The sequence below is a fragment of the Lentzea rhizosphaerae genome (genome assembly GCF_042649515.1).
Classification (GTDB): domain Bacteria; phylum Actinomycetota; class Actinomycetes; order Mycobacteriales; family Pseudonocardiaceae; genus Lentzea; species Lentzea aerocolonigenes.
This window is the reverse complement of record NZ_JBHRZI010000030.1, coordinates 166,969-182,841: the sequence shown is the minus strand read 5'-3', so window position 1 is coordinate 182,841 and position 15,873 is coordinate 166,969. Positions and strand designations below refer to the sequence as shown.

General features: G+C 70.9%; 10 protein-coding genes. 6 read left to right on the top strand and 4 right to left on the bottom strand.

Translation table 11 applies throughout. The features are described from left to right. The first annotated feature begins 182 nt into the window (after nt 1–182). The 3 genes from coaBC (at nt 183) to ACFOWZ_RS35000 (ending at nt 5,638) form a co-directional block, all read left to right on the top strand. Nucleotides 183–1,436 carry a bifunctional phosphopantothenoylcysteine decarboxylase/phosphopantothenate--cysteine ligase CoaBC gene (coaBC, locus tag ACFOWZ_RS35010; protein WP_382378231.1) on the top strand — a complete coding sequence of 418 codons (1,254 nt, stop codon included), beginning with the start codon at nt 183–185 and terminating at the stop codon, nt 1,434–1,436. A gap of 36 nt (nt 1,437–1,472) precedes the next feature. Next, nucleotides 1,473–2,675: a methionine adenosyltransferase gene (gene metK / locus ACFOWZ_RS35005; protein WP_382378230.1), complete on the top strand. Its 1,203-nt coding sequence runs from the start codon at nt 1,473–1,475 to the stop codon at nt 2,673–2,675. A gap of 83 nt (nt 2,676–2,758) precedes the next feature. Further along, entirely contained in the window at nt 2,759–5,638 is a 2,880-nt protein-coding gene (locus ACFOWZ_RS35000) for a hypothetical protein (RefSeq protein ID WP_382378229.1), read from the top strand. Here ACFOWZ_RS35000 and ACFOWZ_RS34995 read toward each other — a convergent pair. From ACFOWZ_RS34995 to ACFOWZ_RS34985, 3 genes are all read right to left on the bottom strand, one after another. Continuing rightward, nucleotides 5,625–6,116, bottom strand: a complete 492-nt coding sequence (locus ACFOWZ_RS34995; protein WP_382378228.1) for a calcium-binding protein — start codon at nt 6,114–6,116, stop codon at nt 5,625–5,627. The two genes, ACFOWZ_RS35000 and ACFOWZ_RS34995, sit on opposite strands and share 14 nt — an antisense overlap. Nucleotides 6,117–6,182: 66 nt before the next feature. Then, nucleotides 6,183–8,708 carry a BTAD domain-containing putative transcriptional regulator gene (locus ACFOWZ_RS34990; RefSeq protein WP_382378227.1) on the bottom strand — a complete coding sequence of 842 codons (2,526 nt, stop codon included), beginning with the start codon at nt 8,706–8,708 and terminating at the stop codon, nt 6,183–6,185. 49 nt (nt 8,709–8,757) lie between these two features. Further along, nucleotides 8,758–9,447 carry a calcium-binding protein gene (locus tag ACFOWZ_RS34985; protein WP_382378226.1) on the bottom strand — a complete coding sequence of 230 codons (690 nt, stop codon included), beginning with the start codon at nt 9,445–9,447 and terminating at the stop codon, nt 8,758–8,760. A gap of 135 nt (nt 9,448–9,582) precedes the next feature. On the opposite strand from ACFOWZ_RS34985, the gene ACFOWZ_RS34980 reads away from it, so the two are divergent. The 3 genes from ACFOWZ_RS34980 (at nt 9,583) to ACFOWZ_RS34970 (ending at nt 15,365) form a co-directional block, all read left to right on the top strand. Then, nucleotides 9,583–10,911 (top strand): S8 family peptidase, encoded by a 1,329-nt coding sequence (locus ACFOWZ_RS34980; protein ID WP_382378225.1) that lies wholly within the window; start codon nt 9,583–9,585, stop codon nt 10,909–10,911. A gap of 92 nt (nt 10,912–11,003) precedes the next feature. Then, complete coding sequence (locus tag ACFOWZ_RS34975) at nt 11,004–12,950, top strand: phosphocholine-specific phospholipase C (RefSeq protein ID WP_382378224.1); 1,947 nt, start codon at nt 11,004–11,006, stop codon at nt 12,948–12,950. Nucleotides 12,951–13,025: 75 nt separating this feature from the next. Continuing rightward, entirely contained in the window at nt 13,026–15,365 is a 2,340-nt protein-coding gene (locus tag ACFOWZ_RS34970) for a primosomal protein N' (protein WP_382378223.1), read from the top strand. Nucleotides 15,366–15,380: 15 nt separating this feature from the next. On the opposite strand, the gene ACFOWZ_RS34965 is transcribed toward ACFOWZ_RS34970, so the two are convergent. Then, complete coding sequence (locus tag ACFOWZ_RS34965) at nt 15,381–15,848, bottom strand: hypothetical protein (protein ID WP_030471591.1); 468 nt, start codon at nt 15,846–15,848, stop codon at nt 15,381–15,383. Between the last annotated feature and the right edge of the window lie 25 nt (nt 15,849–15,873).

The window sequence follows — 15,873 nt, the reverse complement described above, 5'->3', positions numbered from 1 at the left end:
AGCCGGGGGCAAGCCCCCGGACCCCCAGCCCGGGGTGCGTGTCAGGGTTAGCTGCCGGGGCGGTGTTTCGGCAATTCGCGGGGTCCTCCTCGTGGAGGCGCGGCCCTCAGGCCCGGCAAGCGGGGGTCCCCCTCGTGAGAGGCGGCCCCATTGGCCGCTGGTCATGTCTCACAGGAGAATCTTTGACTTCCGCTTCGCACAGTGGCGATGCCCCCATCAAGCCCAGGATCATCCTCGGGGTTGGCGGGGGCATCGCCGCGTACAAGGCCTGTGAGGTCCTGCGGCGGCTGACCGAGTCCGGCCACTCCGTGCGGGTCGTCCCGACCGAGGGCGCGCTCAAGTTCGTGGGAGCCGCCACGTTCGAGGCGCTGTCCGGTGAGGTCGTGTCCGCCGACCCGTTCGACGACGTGCACGAGGTGCCGCACGTCAAGCTCGGGCAGAACGCCGACCTCGTCGTGGTCGCCCCGGCGACCGCGAACCTCATCGCGAAGGCCGCGCACGGCCTCGCCGACGACCTGTTGACGAACACCCTGCTGACCGCGCGCTGCCCGGTCCTGCTGGTGCCGGCGATGCACACCGAGATGTGGGAGCACCCGGCCACCCAGCACAACGTGCAGCTGCTGCGCAGCCGCGGTGTGATCGTCGCTGAACCCGCGAGCGGCCGACTGACCGGCAAGGACACCGGCAAGGGCCGTCTGCCGGACCCGGCCGAGATCGTCGAGCTCGCCCGGCTGCTGCTGGTGCGCGGTGACGCTCTCGAGAGGACTCTGGAAGGCGTGCACGTCGCGATCTCCGCGGGTGGCACGCGTGAACCGCTCGACCCGGTGCGGTTCATCGGCAACCGCTCGTCCGGCAAGCAGGGCTACGCGCTCGCACGGGTGGCAGCCCAGCGCGGCGCACGGGTGACGCTCGTCGCCGGCAACACCGCGGACCTCGCCACTCCGTCCGGGGTCGACCTGGTCCGCGTCGGCTCGGCCGTGGAGCTGCGCGACGCGATGCACAAGGTCGCCGCGGACGCGGACGTGGTCGTGATGGCCGCGGCGGTGGCCGACTTCCGGCCCGTCTCGCTGACCGGACACAAAATCAAGAAGACCGACTCGGATCCCGACCCGATCGTCCTGACCAAGAACCCCGACGTTCTCGTGGAGCTCGTTTCCTCGCGTCGGCAGGGCCAGGTGATCGTAGGATTCGCCGCGGAGACCGGCGACGAGACGACGTCGGTGCTCGACTACGGCCGCGCCAAGCTCAAGCGCAAGGGCTGCGACCTCCTGGTGGTGAACGCGGTCGGTGACGGCAAGGCGTTCGAGCAGGAGGACAACGCCGGCTGGCTGCTGTCGAGGGAAGGCGCCGAGGCTTCTATACCCCACGGGCCGAAAACACAAGTGGCGTCCGTGGTGTGGGACGCGGTTACCGCTCGCTTGACTGCGAGTCAGTAGACTTTCCTCAGACCAATCCGCGAAGAAGGAGTGTCCGTGAGCCAGCACAGCAGCAGGCTGTTCACCAGTGAGTCGGTGACCGAGGGACACCCCGACAAGATCTGCGACGCGATCAGTGACTCGATCCTGGACGCGTTGCTGGCCAAGGACCCGCGCTCCCGCGTTGCGGTGGAGACGATGGTGACGACCGGCCAGGTCCACGTCGCGGGTGAGGTGACCACCGAGGCTTACGCGGACATCCCCACGATCGTCCGCGAGAAGATCCTCGAGATCGGCTACGACTCGTCCGCCAAGGGCTTCGACGGCCACTCGTGCGGCGTGAACGTGGCGATCGGCGCGCAGTCCCCGGACATCGCGCAGGGTGTCGACACGGCGTTCGAGAACCGCGTCGAGGGCGCGGCGGACGAGATCGACAAGCAGGGCGCTGGCGACCAGGGCCTGATGTTCGGCTACGCGTGCACGGACACGCCGGAGCTCATGCCGCTGCCGATCGCGCTGGCGCACCGCCTGTCGCGCCGCCTGACCGCGGTCCGCAAGGACGGCACGGTTCCGTACCTGCGTCCGGACGGCAAGACGCAGGTCACCATCGAGTACGCGGGCGACCAGCCGGTGCGGCTCGACACCATCGTCATCTCCACGCAGCACGCCGACGGCATCGACCTCGAGAAGCTGCTCGGCGTCGACCTCCGCACGCACGTGGTCGCCCCCGAGATCGACGAGCTGGGCCTCGACACCACGAACGTCCGCCTGCTGACGAACCCGACCGGCCGCTTCGTCATCGGTGGCCCGATGGGTGACGCGGGTCTGACCGGCCGCAAGATCATCGTCGACACCTACGGCGGCATGGCACGTCACGGTGGTGGCGCGTTCTCCGGCAAGGACCCGTCGAAGGTCGACCGCTCGGCCGCGTACGCGATGCGCTGGGTCGCCAAGAACACCGTCGCGGCGGGCCTCGCCACCCGCGTCGAGGTCCAGGTCGCCTACGCGATCGGCAAGGCCGCGCCGGTCGGTCTGTTCGTCGAGACCTTCGGCACCGAGACCGTCGACCCGCAGAAGATCCAGCAGGCCATCACCGAGGTGTTCGACCTCCGGCCGGCCGCGATCATCCGCGACCTCGACCTGCTGCGTCCGATCTACGCGCCGACCGCCGCGTACGGCCACTTCGGCCGCACGGACGTGGACCTGCCCTGGGAGTCGACGGACCGCGCGGAGGCCCTGCGCAACGCCGCCGGCGCCTGATTTCACCTTTCGGACGGCCCGTTTCCCCTCGGGGAGGCGGGCCGTTTCGCGTATTTCGGGGCCTCTGACGGTCTCCGTCCTGCGTGGGGGACGACACGACGGGTCTGCGCGCGGTGCCGCGTCCGCTGGAGGTCGAGCTGCCTCGGCTGCGCCTGGTCGACCGTCTTCGCGCGCGCTGGTGCCGTCCGGTCACGCTGGTCGTCGCGGGCGCCGGTTTCGGCAAGACGACGGCGCTGGCCCAGGCGGTTCGCGCGAACCTCCTCGAACCACGCGGCGTCGACGTGTGGGTGACGTGCGGTCCCGGCCACGAGGACGCCGCCCGGCTGGCTCAGGCGATCCTCGACGCGCTGGACAGCCCGAGTCCTGATCCCGGAGCACCGGAAGTCCTCGCGGCCCTGCGTCGACGCGCGCCGCTCGACGTGTGCCTCCTGCTCGACGACGTGCACGAGATCCCCGCCGGTTCCCCCGGCGCGGCCCTGCTCGGAGCCGTCGCCCGTGCCCTGCCGGACACCGCGCACCTGGTGCTGTCGGGGCGATGCGCGCCGGGTTTTCCGCTGGCCCGCAGGGAAGCGGCGGGGGAGGTGGCCGCGATCGGGACCGCGGACCTGGCGTTCAGCGGCGCCGAGACCGCCGCGCTCGCCCGCAGGTTCGGGCGCGAGCTCCCCGAGGACCTGAACGGCTGGCCCGCACTCGTCCGGCTGTCGCTCACGGCAGGGCCGGCCGCGTCGTGGCGCTACGCCGCGGAAGAGGTGCTGAGCAGCCTCACCGAACCCGTGCGCGCGGCGTTGGCAGCCTTGGTGGCGCTCGGATGCGCGACCGGCGACGAGATCAGCACGGTCTCCGGGACACCCGTGAAGCAGCTGGAGGTCCCTCTGGTCGACCGGCTGGACGACGGCCGGTACCGGGCGCACGACCTGTGGGCGAACCTGCTGCCGACCGATCATCTGCGGGACAAAGCCGTCGAAGTGTTGTGCGCGCGCGGAGATCTGGCTGCGGCAGGGCGGGTGGTGTGCCGGGCACGTGACTGGGAACTGCTGGCGCGTCTCGCGATCGAGTTGGTGCGCACCACGTTGTCGGTGCTGCCCTGGGCAACGGCGCAGAGGTGGCTCGACGCGGTGCCTGCGCAGCACGCGGACGAGCCGGCGTTCCTGTTGCTCAGGGCCGCGGTCGTGCACGCGCGCGACTTCACGGATCCGTCCATCGACTGCCTGGTCGACCGGGCCTGCGCACAGCTGCTCGAAGCCGGTGACCACGACGGGGCGGCGGTCGCGCTGGGGCAGGCCGTGATCACCGCGCATTCCAGGGGCGATCTGGTCAGGCTCGCGACGGTCGCGCACCAGGCCCAGCGGCTCGACGCGTCGACGCCGGTGCTGAGGCTGTTGCGGCACAGCGTGGCCGCGGTCGTTGCCGAACTGGCCGGTGATCCCGAGCAGGCGCTCGTCCACCTCGCCCAGGCGCCGACGAGCGAGGTGCCCCAAGCGCTGGCGGTGTCGACGATCCGCTTCCACGTGCACTGCCTGTCGATGTGCGGGCGAGGCAGGGAGGCCGCCGAGCTCGCCGAACGGATGCTGGACGACGATCTCGCGCGCCGCCACGCCGCTGCGGCACGGTGGTTCGACGGTGAAGCCGTTGAGTTCCATGGGAGTGACGCGGACAGCACGGCGCGAGGAGAGTTCGTGGCACGTGCACTGCACACCGTCATCGCCGCGTCGTTCGGCGACACGACGACACAGCCGTTCGCCGAGCAGGACAACCCGCGTGACGCCGTGCTGGCGTGTGCGGCGCAGGCGGCGGTTGCGGTCACACGCGGCGAGGAGGACCTTGCGCGCGACATCTACAAGCAGCACCTCGCGCGGTGGCCCGTCGACGTCAAACTCGCCGAACGGCACCTGCGCCGGTTCCTCACGCTGGGCTACGTGCTCAGCGACGAGCTCAGAGAACGCTGGGACAGCACCGATCTCGGGCCGTCGCACCGGCGGGCACGGGCGGCCGGGCGCGCGTTCCTCCAAGCCAGGCAAGGAGATCTCCGCACGAACCTGCCCGAAGAACACGCGCTGTGCTTCCTGCCGTTGCCGTGGTCCGTCGAACTGGCCGTGCGCCACGCCGCGGCGGGCAGGACGACACTGGGCATCTGGCTGGCGGATCGCGTCGGCCCCGCGGTGCATCGCCAGTTCCGTGAGCTGGCACGCGATCCCGGTCTCGCCGCGGGCGCCGCCAAGCTGCTCGCCACCGTGCCCGCGCCACCGGAGCACCCGATCGGCATCGAGGTCATCGGGCCGATGCGGGTGACCCGTGACGGGGTTGCGGTGGACGCGCCGCAACTGCGCCGGGTGCGCGTGCGGCAACTGCTGGGGCTGCTGGTGCTGCGGCCCGTGCTCGGCCGCGAGCAAGCAGTTGACCTGCTCTGGCCCGACCTCGATCCCGCGAGCGCCGCGCGGAACCTGCGGGTGACGATGACGCACCTGCGCCGGTTGCTCGAACCGGATCGTGCCGGTGGTGAGGCGAGCTACTGCCTGCGCGGCGACGGCGACACGATCCGGTTGGTGCGCGGTGGTGTGCTGACTGCGGACCTGTGGTCGTTCCACGAGCTGAGCGACGCGGACCAGCTGAGCGAGGCCGTGGCGCTCTGGCGGGGCGAACCGCTCCCGGACCTGATCGAGGAGTGCGAGGCGGAGATCGGTCACGTCCGGGCGCGGTACGTTCAGAACCTGTTGGCACTGGGCGAACTTCGGCTCGTGTCAGCGGATCCGGCAGAAGCGTGGCGTCTGGCGGATCGGGCGTTGACGCTGGAACCGTTCGAGCCGCGCGCACACCGGTTGGCGCTCGCCGCAGCGTTGCGCGCACGGAATCCACAACGGACCGTGGAGACGCGTGCGCGCGTGCTGGACTCGTTGCGGCAGCTCGGGGTGAGACCCGATCCCGCCACGGAGATCCTGTTGCGGCAGTCGGTCACAGGCAGCTGACCGGGATTTCGGTGCTGGCGGTGCAGACGTCGACGCCGGCCTCTCCGTCACCCTCGTCCTGGTGCACGTGGGCGTTGCCGGACAGCAGATCCCGCCCGTCGCCGCCGCGCATCTTGTCGTCGCCGGGTTCGCCGTGGACGGTGTCGTCGTCCGGGCCGCCCTGGACCAGGTCGTCGCCCCGGCCGGCGCAGATCAGGTCGTTGCCGTCGCCGCCGTGGATGACGTCGTCGCCGTCGAGACCGAGGATGACGTCGTTGCCGCCCATGCCCCAGATGTCGTCCGGACCGTTGCTGCCGACGATCACGTCGTCGCCAGGGCCGCCGACGATGAGGCCGGCGCCGCCCATCGTGGGCATGGCGTTGTAGCAGTCCGCGATCGTCGGTCTGTTCTGGAAGTCCGGTGGGATGTCATCCGCTGCGGCGACACCGGCGGTGCACAGGCCGATGGTGAGTGCCGCAGCTGCGATGCGCAATCTCATGGTTGTTTCCCCTCGTCCGTGTCTTGCCTACGAACAGAAGAGTCACAAGCGCGCGTTGCCCGAACGCTAACCAGAGCGCGCCATGTCCCGTTCCACGGCCGGGACCGGGGCTCCGATCCTGGCCCGGATCGCCGCCGCCTCGCTCAGCAGTTCCGGTCGTCCTGCGGCACGGGCGAGCGCCTCCAGCACGCTCGCCTCCCTCCAACGGTCCCCGAGCTCGCGGTGCAGGGTGAGGCTGCGCTCCAGCAACGACCGTGCGGCCGCAGGATGGCCGGTGCCGTGCTCGACGACGCCGAGCAGGTTGAGCGCCCAGGCGATGCCTTCCTTGAACTCCAGCTCACCGAACGTGTCCAGCGCTTCGTCGAGCAGCTTGCGGGCCTGAGCGGCATCGCCCCGGTACCAGGCGACCGCGCCCAGGTAGGCGAGTGACGACGTGGCGCCGCGCTGGTCGCCCAGCTCTCGCAGTGACTTCAGTGATGCCTGAAGATCAGCCTCCGCGACGACCAGGTCACCGGCCAGCCAGGACGTGGCGCCCGCGAGCTGGCGGGCGTAGGCGGCGTTGACGGGGTTCGATGCGCGCGCTGCTTCCTGGTAGTGGTGCAGTGCTGCTTCGTAGTAGCCGCGTTCTCGTGCGACCGAGCCCAGCAGCCGGTGCAGCCGTCCGGCGAGTGACGGGTCCGCTTCCAGGCCGTCGCGGGCGTAGCGGACGGCCTCCCCGTAGTCGCATTCGAGCATCGCGAGTGCTGCCGCGGACGCCAAGGCCTTGCCGCGCAACGGTCCTGAGCCTTTCAGGGCCACCGCGAGCCATCTCCGGCCTTCGCGGTAGTTGCCTGTGCGGTGCCAGTAGCGGTTCAACGCGACGACCAGCCTGAGGACCTTGTCCGTGTCGCCGGTGGTGGTGAACCAGTCCATGGTGCGTTGGAGGTTCGCGTGCTCCACACGCAACTCGTTGAGCAACGTGCCGGTGGGATCGGCCTCTGCGCGTTCGGCCAGACCTAAGAAGAAGTCTGCCGCACGGGCGTGTGCGCAGGAGTGCTGTTCCAGCGCGAACGCGTGGACGGTTTCCAGCATGGAGAACCGGGTCTCACCGGCGACCCGTGACACCCGCACGAGCGATTTGGCGACCAGGCCCGTCAGCGCGTCCAGCGTGCCGGTCAGCGCCTCGACCAGGTCGGCGGGGAAGCCGCCCGCGCACACCGCGAGGTCGGCGAACAGCGTGCGCTCCGGGGACGTCAGCAGGTCGTGGCTCCACGCGATGGCGGCGCGCAGCGGTCCCAGCAGCCCGAACCTGTCGCGCAGCCTCCGCACGATCTGCGCGGGCGTGAGGACGGAGGTGCGGGCGGCGGCGAGTTCCAGCGCGAGCGGCAGGCCGTCCAGCGCGGCGCAGAGGTGGGCGATCGCCGGGGCGTCCGCGTCGGTGTAGGTGTGGGCGGCGCGGTCCAGGAACAGCCGCACGGCGTCGTAGGCGGCCAGATCGGCCAGCGAGCGCGGGACGTCCGGGTCGGGCACCGCGAGCGGCGGGAGCGGGTAGACGGCCTCACCTCGTGCGGTGAGCGGTTCGCGGCTGGTGGCGAGCACGCGCAGCCGGGGATGGGCTTCGGCGAACGCCGCGCACTGCGCCCGCAGGTGTTCGCAGTTGTCCAGCACCAGCAGGGTGTTCCCGAGGCTGCTCAGTTCGCGGGTGGTGATGGCGAACGCCGCCGCCACCGCGTCGTCGACGCAGGTCGCCGAGGTCAGGTCGACCACCGTGGCCGAGGGCGTGACGTGCTGGGCCAGTCTCGACTTGCCGCAGCCCGCCGGTCCGGTGAGCGTGACGATCCGCGTCTTCTCCAGCAGGCGCACGACGTCCTGGGTCTCGCGTTGCCGTCCGACGAGGCCGGTGTTCGTGTCAGGAGGCGCGCACGCCAGCGCTTCGGACTCGATCGCGCGCAGCCCTGGCCCCAGATCGACGCCGAGTTCGTCGACGAGCACCTTGCGCGCTCTTCGGACCGTGCTCAACGCGTCTGCCCGTCGGCCGCCACGTAGTTGTGCGTCGGCGAGCAGCTCCCAGAAGCGTTCTCTCAACGGATGAGTGACCACGAGCCGTTCCAGCTGAGCGGCCGCGTTTCCGCACGCGCCACGGCTGATGTCCTGCTGCGCCAACGCTTCCTCGGCCGCGAGACGGGCCTCGTGCAGGCGGGTGATCTCGGCGGACGCCCACTCGGAGACGTCACAGTCGGCGAGGGGATCGCCGCGCCACAACGCCAACGCCGCACGGGGCGAGGGGGCGCGCTCGAACCGTGTGACGTCCACGTGCGATGGATCGATCTGCAACGCATATCCCGCGGTGGTGGTGACGACGACGTCTGGCAGACCGATCGCGGCCAACGCCGAACGGACACGGGCGATGTGGCTGTGCAGCGTGCGCAACGCGGTGGGTGGGGGCTCGGTGCCCCACAACGCGTCGATCAGACGTGTTGCGGGGAGCACCGAGGGTGCGCGCAACGCCAGCAGCGCCAGGAGGGAGCGCTGTCGCGTGCCGGCGAGGCGCAGCACGCCGCCTGGCCCGGTGACTTCGAGGGGTCCGAGCAGGCGGACGTCGAGTGGGTCCACGCACCTGCGGAGGTTTTATGGCTGCGCCTGATACATCAGGCGGACGAACTCACGGAACGCACATGTCGTAAGGACCCTCTGTGCACGTGTCGTCGCCGCCGAGCCCGTACATCTTGTTCGGCCAGACGTTGCCGATCAGCGTGTCGTCACCGGCGGTGCCGTAGACGTCCTGGACGTTCTTGAGCTGGTCGACCTCGCCCGATCCGGTCGCCGTGCCCGCCGCGAGGTCGATCGTCATGCCCTCGGCGTGGTCGCTGAAGTCCGCGCGGTCCCGCATGTTCGCCTTGGCCCCGTCGATCGTGTCGTTGCCGTGGCCGCCCTGCAGGAAGTTGCCGCCCGCGTCGGCGGACGGCTCGTCGAGCACGTCGTCGCCGTCGCCTCCGTAGAGGGTGTCCGCGCCCGACCCGCCCTGCAGCGAGTCGTCGCCGTCACCGCCGTGCTGCTCGGTGGGCACGGCGCTGTCGTAGAGCACCGTGTCGTCGCGGTTGCCCAGGTGGAGGACGATTTTCTGGACCTGCGCGCAGTGGACGCGCGAGGCCGACAGGCGCGTGCACCCGGTGCCGGCCCGCATCGAACCGGCATCGCTGATGGTGGTGCCGGTGACGTGGATCTGGCTGGCGCGTGCCGGCGCCCCGGTGACGACGAGCCTGCCGGCCTCGACCCGCGCGACGGTCGCGGGGTCCGGTGCGGCGGCGGTGCCTGCTGCGGCCAGTGCGACCGCGACGACGAGCTGGATCATGGCTTCCCCCTCGATGACGTTGTGCACGTGGATACGCGGGGCCTGTTGTGGATCTGTTGTGGCGATCGCATCCGGGCCACAACAGCCGGGGTTTCTCCTTCTCGCCGTCAGTGAGATCGGGAAGGGGAGGAAGACATGAGAACCGGCATGGCAGCCCTGCTCGGCGTCGTGATGGCGCTGACGGTGACGCCGCTGACCGCGGCCGCGCAGGAGGAACCGGAGGAGCAGGAGATCATCGTCAAGTTCCGCGAGGGCGCGTCGAGGTCCGACGCGCTGGAGAGATCGCGGACACGGGCCGTCGCCGACGCCACGGACGGCGCGGAGGTCCTCGCCTCGCGCGACGCGGCCGAGTCGATCCGGGTGCTGATGGCGCGCGGTGACGTCGAGTACGCGGAACCGAACATCGTGCTGGAGGCCACGGCCGTGCCGAACGACCCGCTGTGGCCGCAGCAGTGGCACTACTGGGAGAACCCCGGCGGCATCGGGTTGTCGCCCGCGTGGGACCAGGGACCGTCCGGGCTGGGCCAGCGGGTCGCGGTGATCGACACCGGCCGCACCGCGCACCCGGACCTGTCCGCCAACTACGTCGGCGGCTACGACTTCATCAGCAACGCCGGGTTCGCGAAGGACGGCAACGGGCGGGACGCGAACCCGACCGACCAGGGCGACTGGCGGCTGGCCGGGCAGTGCGGTCCCGGTTCGGCGGCGCGGCCGTCGAGCTGGCACGGCCTGCACGTCGCGGGCACCGTGGCGGCGTTGCGCAACAACGCGACCGGCGGCACGGGCGTGGCACCGCTGGCGAAGGTCGTGCCGGTGCGGGTGCTCGGCACGTGCGGCGGCACGCTGGCCGACATCGCGGCGGGCATCGTGTGGGCCGCGGGTGGCGCGGTGCCGGGGGTTCCGGCGAACCCGAACCCGGCCAGGACGCTGAACCTGTCGCTCGGCGGCCCTTCGGCGGCGTGCCCGGCGACGTTGCAGAACGCGATCAACACCGCTCGCAACGTGCACGGCGCGACCGTCGTCGTGGCAGCGGGCAACGACGCGGCCAACGCCGCCGGGACCACCCCGGCGAACTGCGTCGGCGTGATCACCACAGGCGCCACCGACCGGCAGGCCAACCGGGCGTCGTACTCGAACTTCGGCGCCTCGGTCGAGATCTGCGCGCCGGGCGGCGAGACGTCCCCGGTGGTGGCGAACGGCGTGCTGTCGACGCTGAACAACGGTGCGACCGTGCCCGCCGCGTCGATCTACAAGCACTACCAGGGCACCAGCATGGCGACCCCGCACGTGGCCGGTGTCGTGGCGTTGATGCAGCACTCACGGGTGCAGCACGCCAAGGCGTTGCTCACGCCCCCACAGGTGCTGTTGCACTTGAAGGCAAAGCCGCTGCCGGCGGCTGCTCAGTGCGGCAAGGGACTGCTGGACGCGCGCGCGAGCGTGGCCGCTGCTGTCGCCGCTGCCTGAGTGTGAGTGTGAACGAGGCCCCGGTGAATCCGGGGCCTTTGTTCATACGTGGGTCGGTTCCGCGTCACGTGTTGAGACTAGAAACTCGGTTCATGTCGCTCTCTCGCCGTGGGTTCATGGCCGCCGTCGCTGCTGCTGCTTCGGGCACCCTGCTGCCGCCGTCGGTGTACGCCGCGTTGGCCCGTGAGCCCCGCGCGGGAGGGTTGCGCGCGATCAAGCACGTCGTGCTGTTGATGCAGGAGAACCGTTCGTTCGACCACTACTACGGAACCCTGCGCGGCGTGAGAGGGTTCTCCGACCGCAACGCTCTTCGTGGCGTGTTCAACCAGTCGGGCGTGCTGCCGTTCCCGGTGCGTGAGACGGCGTCTGGCCGTGACATCCAGTACATCGGCGACCTCGACCACAGCTGGAACGGCGGGCACGCGGCGTTGCGAGGCGGGTGGAACGACAACTGGGTGCCGGCGAAGACCGCGGCGACGATGGCGTTCTACACGCGCCAGGACCTCCCGTTCCACTACGAGCTCGCGGACACCTTCACGCTGTGCGACGCCTACCACTGCTCGGTGCCGTCCTCGACCTCACCGAACCGCAACTACTGGGTGTCCGGGTACACGGGGTTCGAGCCGTCGGGTGCCCGCGCGACCGGCAACGCGGCCTACAACGAGGACAACCACGCCGGGTACACGTGGAAGACGTATCCGGAACGCCTTGAGGCAGCGGGGAAGTCGTGGCGGGTGTACCAGGAGTGGGACAACTTCCAGGACAACAACCTGGAGTTCTTCCTGCGGTTCAAGGAGATCGCGCGCAAGGTGCTGCCCGCCGGGTTCAAGTCGCTGGACAAGCTGTACGGAACCGGCGACCCGGCTCTGATCGGTTCCATCGACCTGTCTCGGCTGACCGCCGCCGAGAAGTCGTTGTACGACAGAGGACTGCACCGTGTCCGGCCTGGTGGCCTGGGGGAGACGTTCCGCGCCGACGTGGCGTCGGGCCGGTTGCCCGCCGTGTCGTACCTCGTGCCGTCCTCTGTGGACTCCGAACACCCCGGCGCCTCGTCACCGGCCGCGTCCGCGTCGATCACCTACCAGGTGCTGGACGCGCTGGCGTCCAACCAGGAGGTGTGGGAGTCGACGGTCCTGTTCATCACCTACGACGAGAACGACGGCTTCTACGACCACGTGCCGCCGCCGCGCCCGCCGTTGTCCGTGTCTGACGAATACGTGGGCGACCGCCCGTTGGGACTCGGCGCGCGCGTACCGATGACCGTCGTCTCGCCGTGGTCCGTCGGCGGTTACGTGTGTTCGCAGGTGTTCGACCACACGTCCATGACGCAGTTCCTCGAACGGTGGACCGGCGTGCGTTCGGAAGAGATCTCCGCGTGGCGCAGAGCCGTCACAGGTGACCTGACCTCGACGTTCGACTTCGACCGGCGCCGCACGTGGCCCGACGTCGGCGAGCCCGCACCGGTGCCGCCCGCAACCCCGCGCTGGCGTCCCGCGCCCCCTTCATCGCAGAAGATGCCCGAACAAGAGGCGGGACGACGACGTGCGCGCGCCCTGCCGTACCAGCCCGACGCGTCGTTGCGCGGCTCTCTCTTGGAGCTGTCGAACTCCGGTTCCGCCTCCGTGCACCTCGCGCTGTACCCGTACTCGGGCCAGTTCGCGCAGCCGCAGCACTTCGACGTGACCTCTTCGGCTTCTCTTGAGGTCGCCGGTGACCACGACCTCGTGTTGTTGGGTCCCAACGGCTTCCGCCGCGAGTTCGCAGGGTCGTCATCCGACCGTGCGCGCGTGTCGTCGTCGGTGCGCGGCTACAGCCGTGTGCTGACGCTGACGTTCGAGAACTCCGGCTCCTCACGCCTGACGTTCGTCCTGGGCCGCCGCAAGTACGTGGTGCGCCCCGGCCACCGCCACGTGATCCCGTGGCTGACCGCCATGAACTCCGGCTGGTACGACCTGACCGTGACGGTGGAGGAGGAGCCGCGGTTCCGCCGGCGGCTGTGCGGGCACATCGAGAACGGCCAGGAGTCGATCTCCGGCTGAATCCGCGTGTCGGGTGTCACCAGTTCGGTGAGGCGCGGCGCGTGACTGTCGGGGGTGTCTGATACACCAGGAGGCATGAACGCGAAGACCGGAGCGAGAAAAGGGGAACGGGTCCCCGCAGCGACGCTACCGGTCGGCCGCATCGTGGTGGACGTGCCGCTGGCCCACCTGGACCGCCCCTTCGACTACCTGATTCCGTCCGAACTGGACGCCACGGCCACCGAGGGCTGCCGAGTCCGAGTCAGGTTCGCGGGTCAGCTGGTCGACGGCTACCTCCTCGAACGCGTGGCCACTTCGGAGTACGGCAAGAAACTGTCGTTCATCGAGAAGGTCGTCTCACCCGAACCGGTGCTGGCCCCGGAAATCGCCACTCTGGCTCGCGCGATAGCCGACAGGTACGCGGGCGGCATGATCGACGTGCTGCGCCTGGCCATCCCACCCCGCCACGCCCGAGCGGAGGCCGCCGCCTCGGGCGAGCCCTCGCCGCTGCCACAGGTCCCGGCGTGGGTGGGGGAGACGCCCGCGGCGCAGGTGGAGCCGCCGGAGTCGGCCGAGGGGACGCCGTCCGAGCCGCAGCAGTCCGCGGGGGAGCCGCCCGCGGCTGGTGAGTCGTCGGCTGATGCGACAACGGCCACGCCTCCCACATCCCACCTCGCGGTGGGGCAGGCCACACACGAGGATCCGGACGCCAACTCGGTCCCAGCGTCCGGTGCCTCACCTGCGGCCTCAGCGCCCACTTCCGCGAGCCTCCCGCTGGCTGATCCCGCAGCGCCTCCACTGGCCGCTCCGCCCGCGGCCGACCCCTCAGCGCCCCAGCCGGCCGCTCCACCCGCGCGCTCCCAGCTCCCTCCCGTCCCCGCCGACGCCTGGTCGCGCTATCCCCGAGGCCCCAAGTACCTCGAAGCCCTCCGCGAAGGCCGCCCCGCCCACGCCGTGTGGCAGGCGCTGCCCTCCGAGGACTGGCCCGCCCGGCTGGCCGAAGCGGCGGCCGCGGTCGCCTCGTCCGGGCGCGGGGTCGTCATCGTCGTGCCCGACCACCGCGACCTGGCCCGCGTCGCCGAGGCGTGCGGCAGGTTGATCGAGGGTGTCGTGACGCTGTCGGCCGACCTCGGGCCGTCGGAGCGCTACAAGCGCTGGCTGGCCGTGCGGCGCGGGGTGGCGCGGGTCGTGGTCGGCACGCGGGCCACCGCCTTCGCGCCGGTCAAGGATCCCGGGCTGCTCGTCGTGTGGGACGACGGGGACGATCTGCACGCCGAGCCGCGTGCGCCGTATCCGAACGTGCGGGACGTGTTGGTTCAGCGCGCGCACATGAGCGGTGCGGCGTTGCTGATCGGTGGGTTTGCGCGCACTGCCGAGGCGCAGCTGCTCGTTGAGACCGGGTGGGCGCACGAGATCGTCGCCTCGCGCGAGACGTTGCGGGCCATTGCGCCTCGCGTGGTGTCCGTGGGCGACAACGAGTGGCAGGACGTCAAAGACCCTGCCGCCCGCACGGCTCGGCTGCCGTCCATCGCGTTCGACGCCGCGCGGTTCGCTCTTGCCGACTCGCCGGTGCTGATCCAGGTGCCGCGTCGCGGGTACGTGCCCGCGCTCGCCTGCGGTCAGTGTCGCGGGCCTGCGCGGTGCCGGCGTTGTGCCGGGCCGCTGGCGTTGCCGGGTGGCACCGAGGACGGGCTGCCCAAGCCCGCGTACTGCCGGTGGTGTGCGGCTACGGAGGCCGCGTTCCGGTGTCCCACGTGCGGGTCGCGGCGGTTGCGCGGGCAGATCATCGGGGCGCGGCGGACGGCGGAGGAGCTCGGGCGCGCGTTTCCCGGGTATCCGGTGCGGACCAGCGGGGCCGACGAGGTGCTGATCAAGGTGCCCGGCAACCCCTCGCTGGTGGTGGCGACGCCGGGGGCCGAGCCCGTGGCCGAGGGCGGGTACGGCGCGGTGCTGCTGCTCGACGGGTGGGCGTTGCTCGGCCGGGCCGACCTGCGTGCCTCCGAGGAGGCGCTGCGGCGGTGGATGACGGCGGCGGGGTTGGTGCGACCCGGCAACGGGCGCGTGGTGGTGATCGCGGACTCCGCGCTGACGCCCGTGCAGGCCCTCGTGCGGTGGGATCCGGTGTGGCACGCGGCCACCGAGCTCGCCGCGCGTACCGAGCTCGGGTTCCCGCCGGCGGTGCGGATGGCGACCGTCGACGGCACGCCGGACGCGGTGAACGCCCTGCTGGACGAGCTGCGGTTGCCGCCCACCGGCGAGATCCTCGGGCCGGTGCCGTTGAACGACGACGAGACCAGGGAACGGGCTCTGGTGCGGGTCGCGCGCGGCGAGGGCCGTCAGCTGGCCGCCGTGCTGGCCGAGGCGCAGGCCGTGCGGACGGCGCGGAAGGAACAGGAGCTGGTGCGGATCAAGCTCGACCCGCTGGAGGTCCTCTGAACGGTTGCCGCCGGCTCAGGCCTCGAAGTGGGACCGCAGGCTCGCGATGTGGCCGCGGATGTCCTCGTCGGTGAGCTTCTCGTACTCGAGGTACTCGCTCATGTAGGTCATCAGGTCGCCGCGCTCGGGGTGCTGCTCGCTCGCGATCACGTGCGCCGTCGTGCCCGAGATGCCCGCCGGGAACAGCAGGAAGCCGTCGAGGCCCGCCATCGTGTCGAACGAGGCGTTCTTGGCCTCCCACAGGGTCCAGACGTCCTCCTCGCGGCCGCACTCGGCGAGCAGCAGCGCGGCGAGCACCATCGTCTCGCTCAGGCCCCAGCCCTCGTGGTGGGCGGCCGTCTCCTCGGCCAGGAGGTGGCGCAGCAGGTCGGCGTCGCCCTCGCGGCGGTCGCGCAGCAGGAGGTGCAGCGCCTCCTCGCGGTCCGCCTCGTCGAGCGGGGTGTTCGCGAAATCCGTTCGCAACTGGTCAAGATCGATCGACACCTCCGCACCTTAGGCCTTCCTCAAG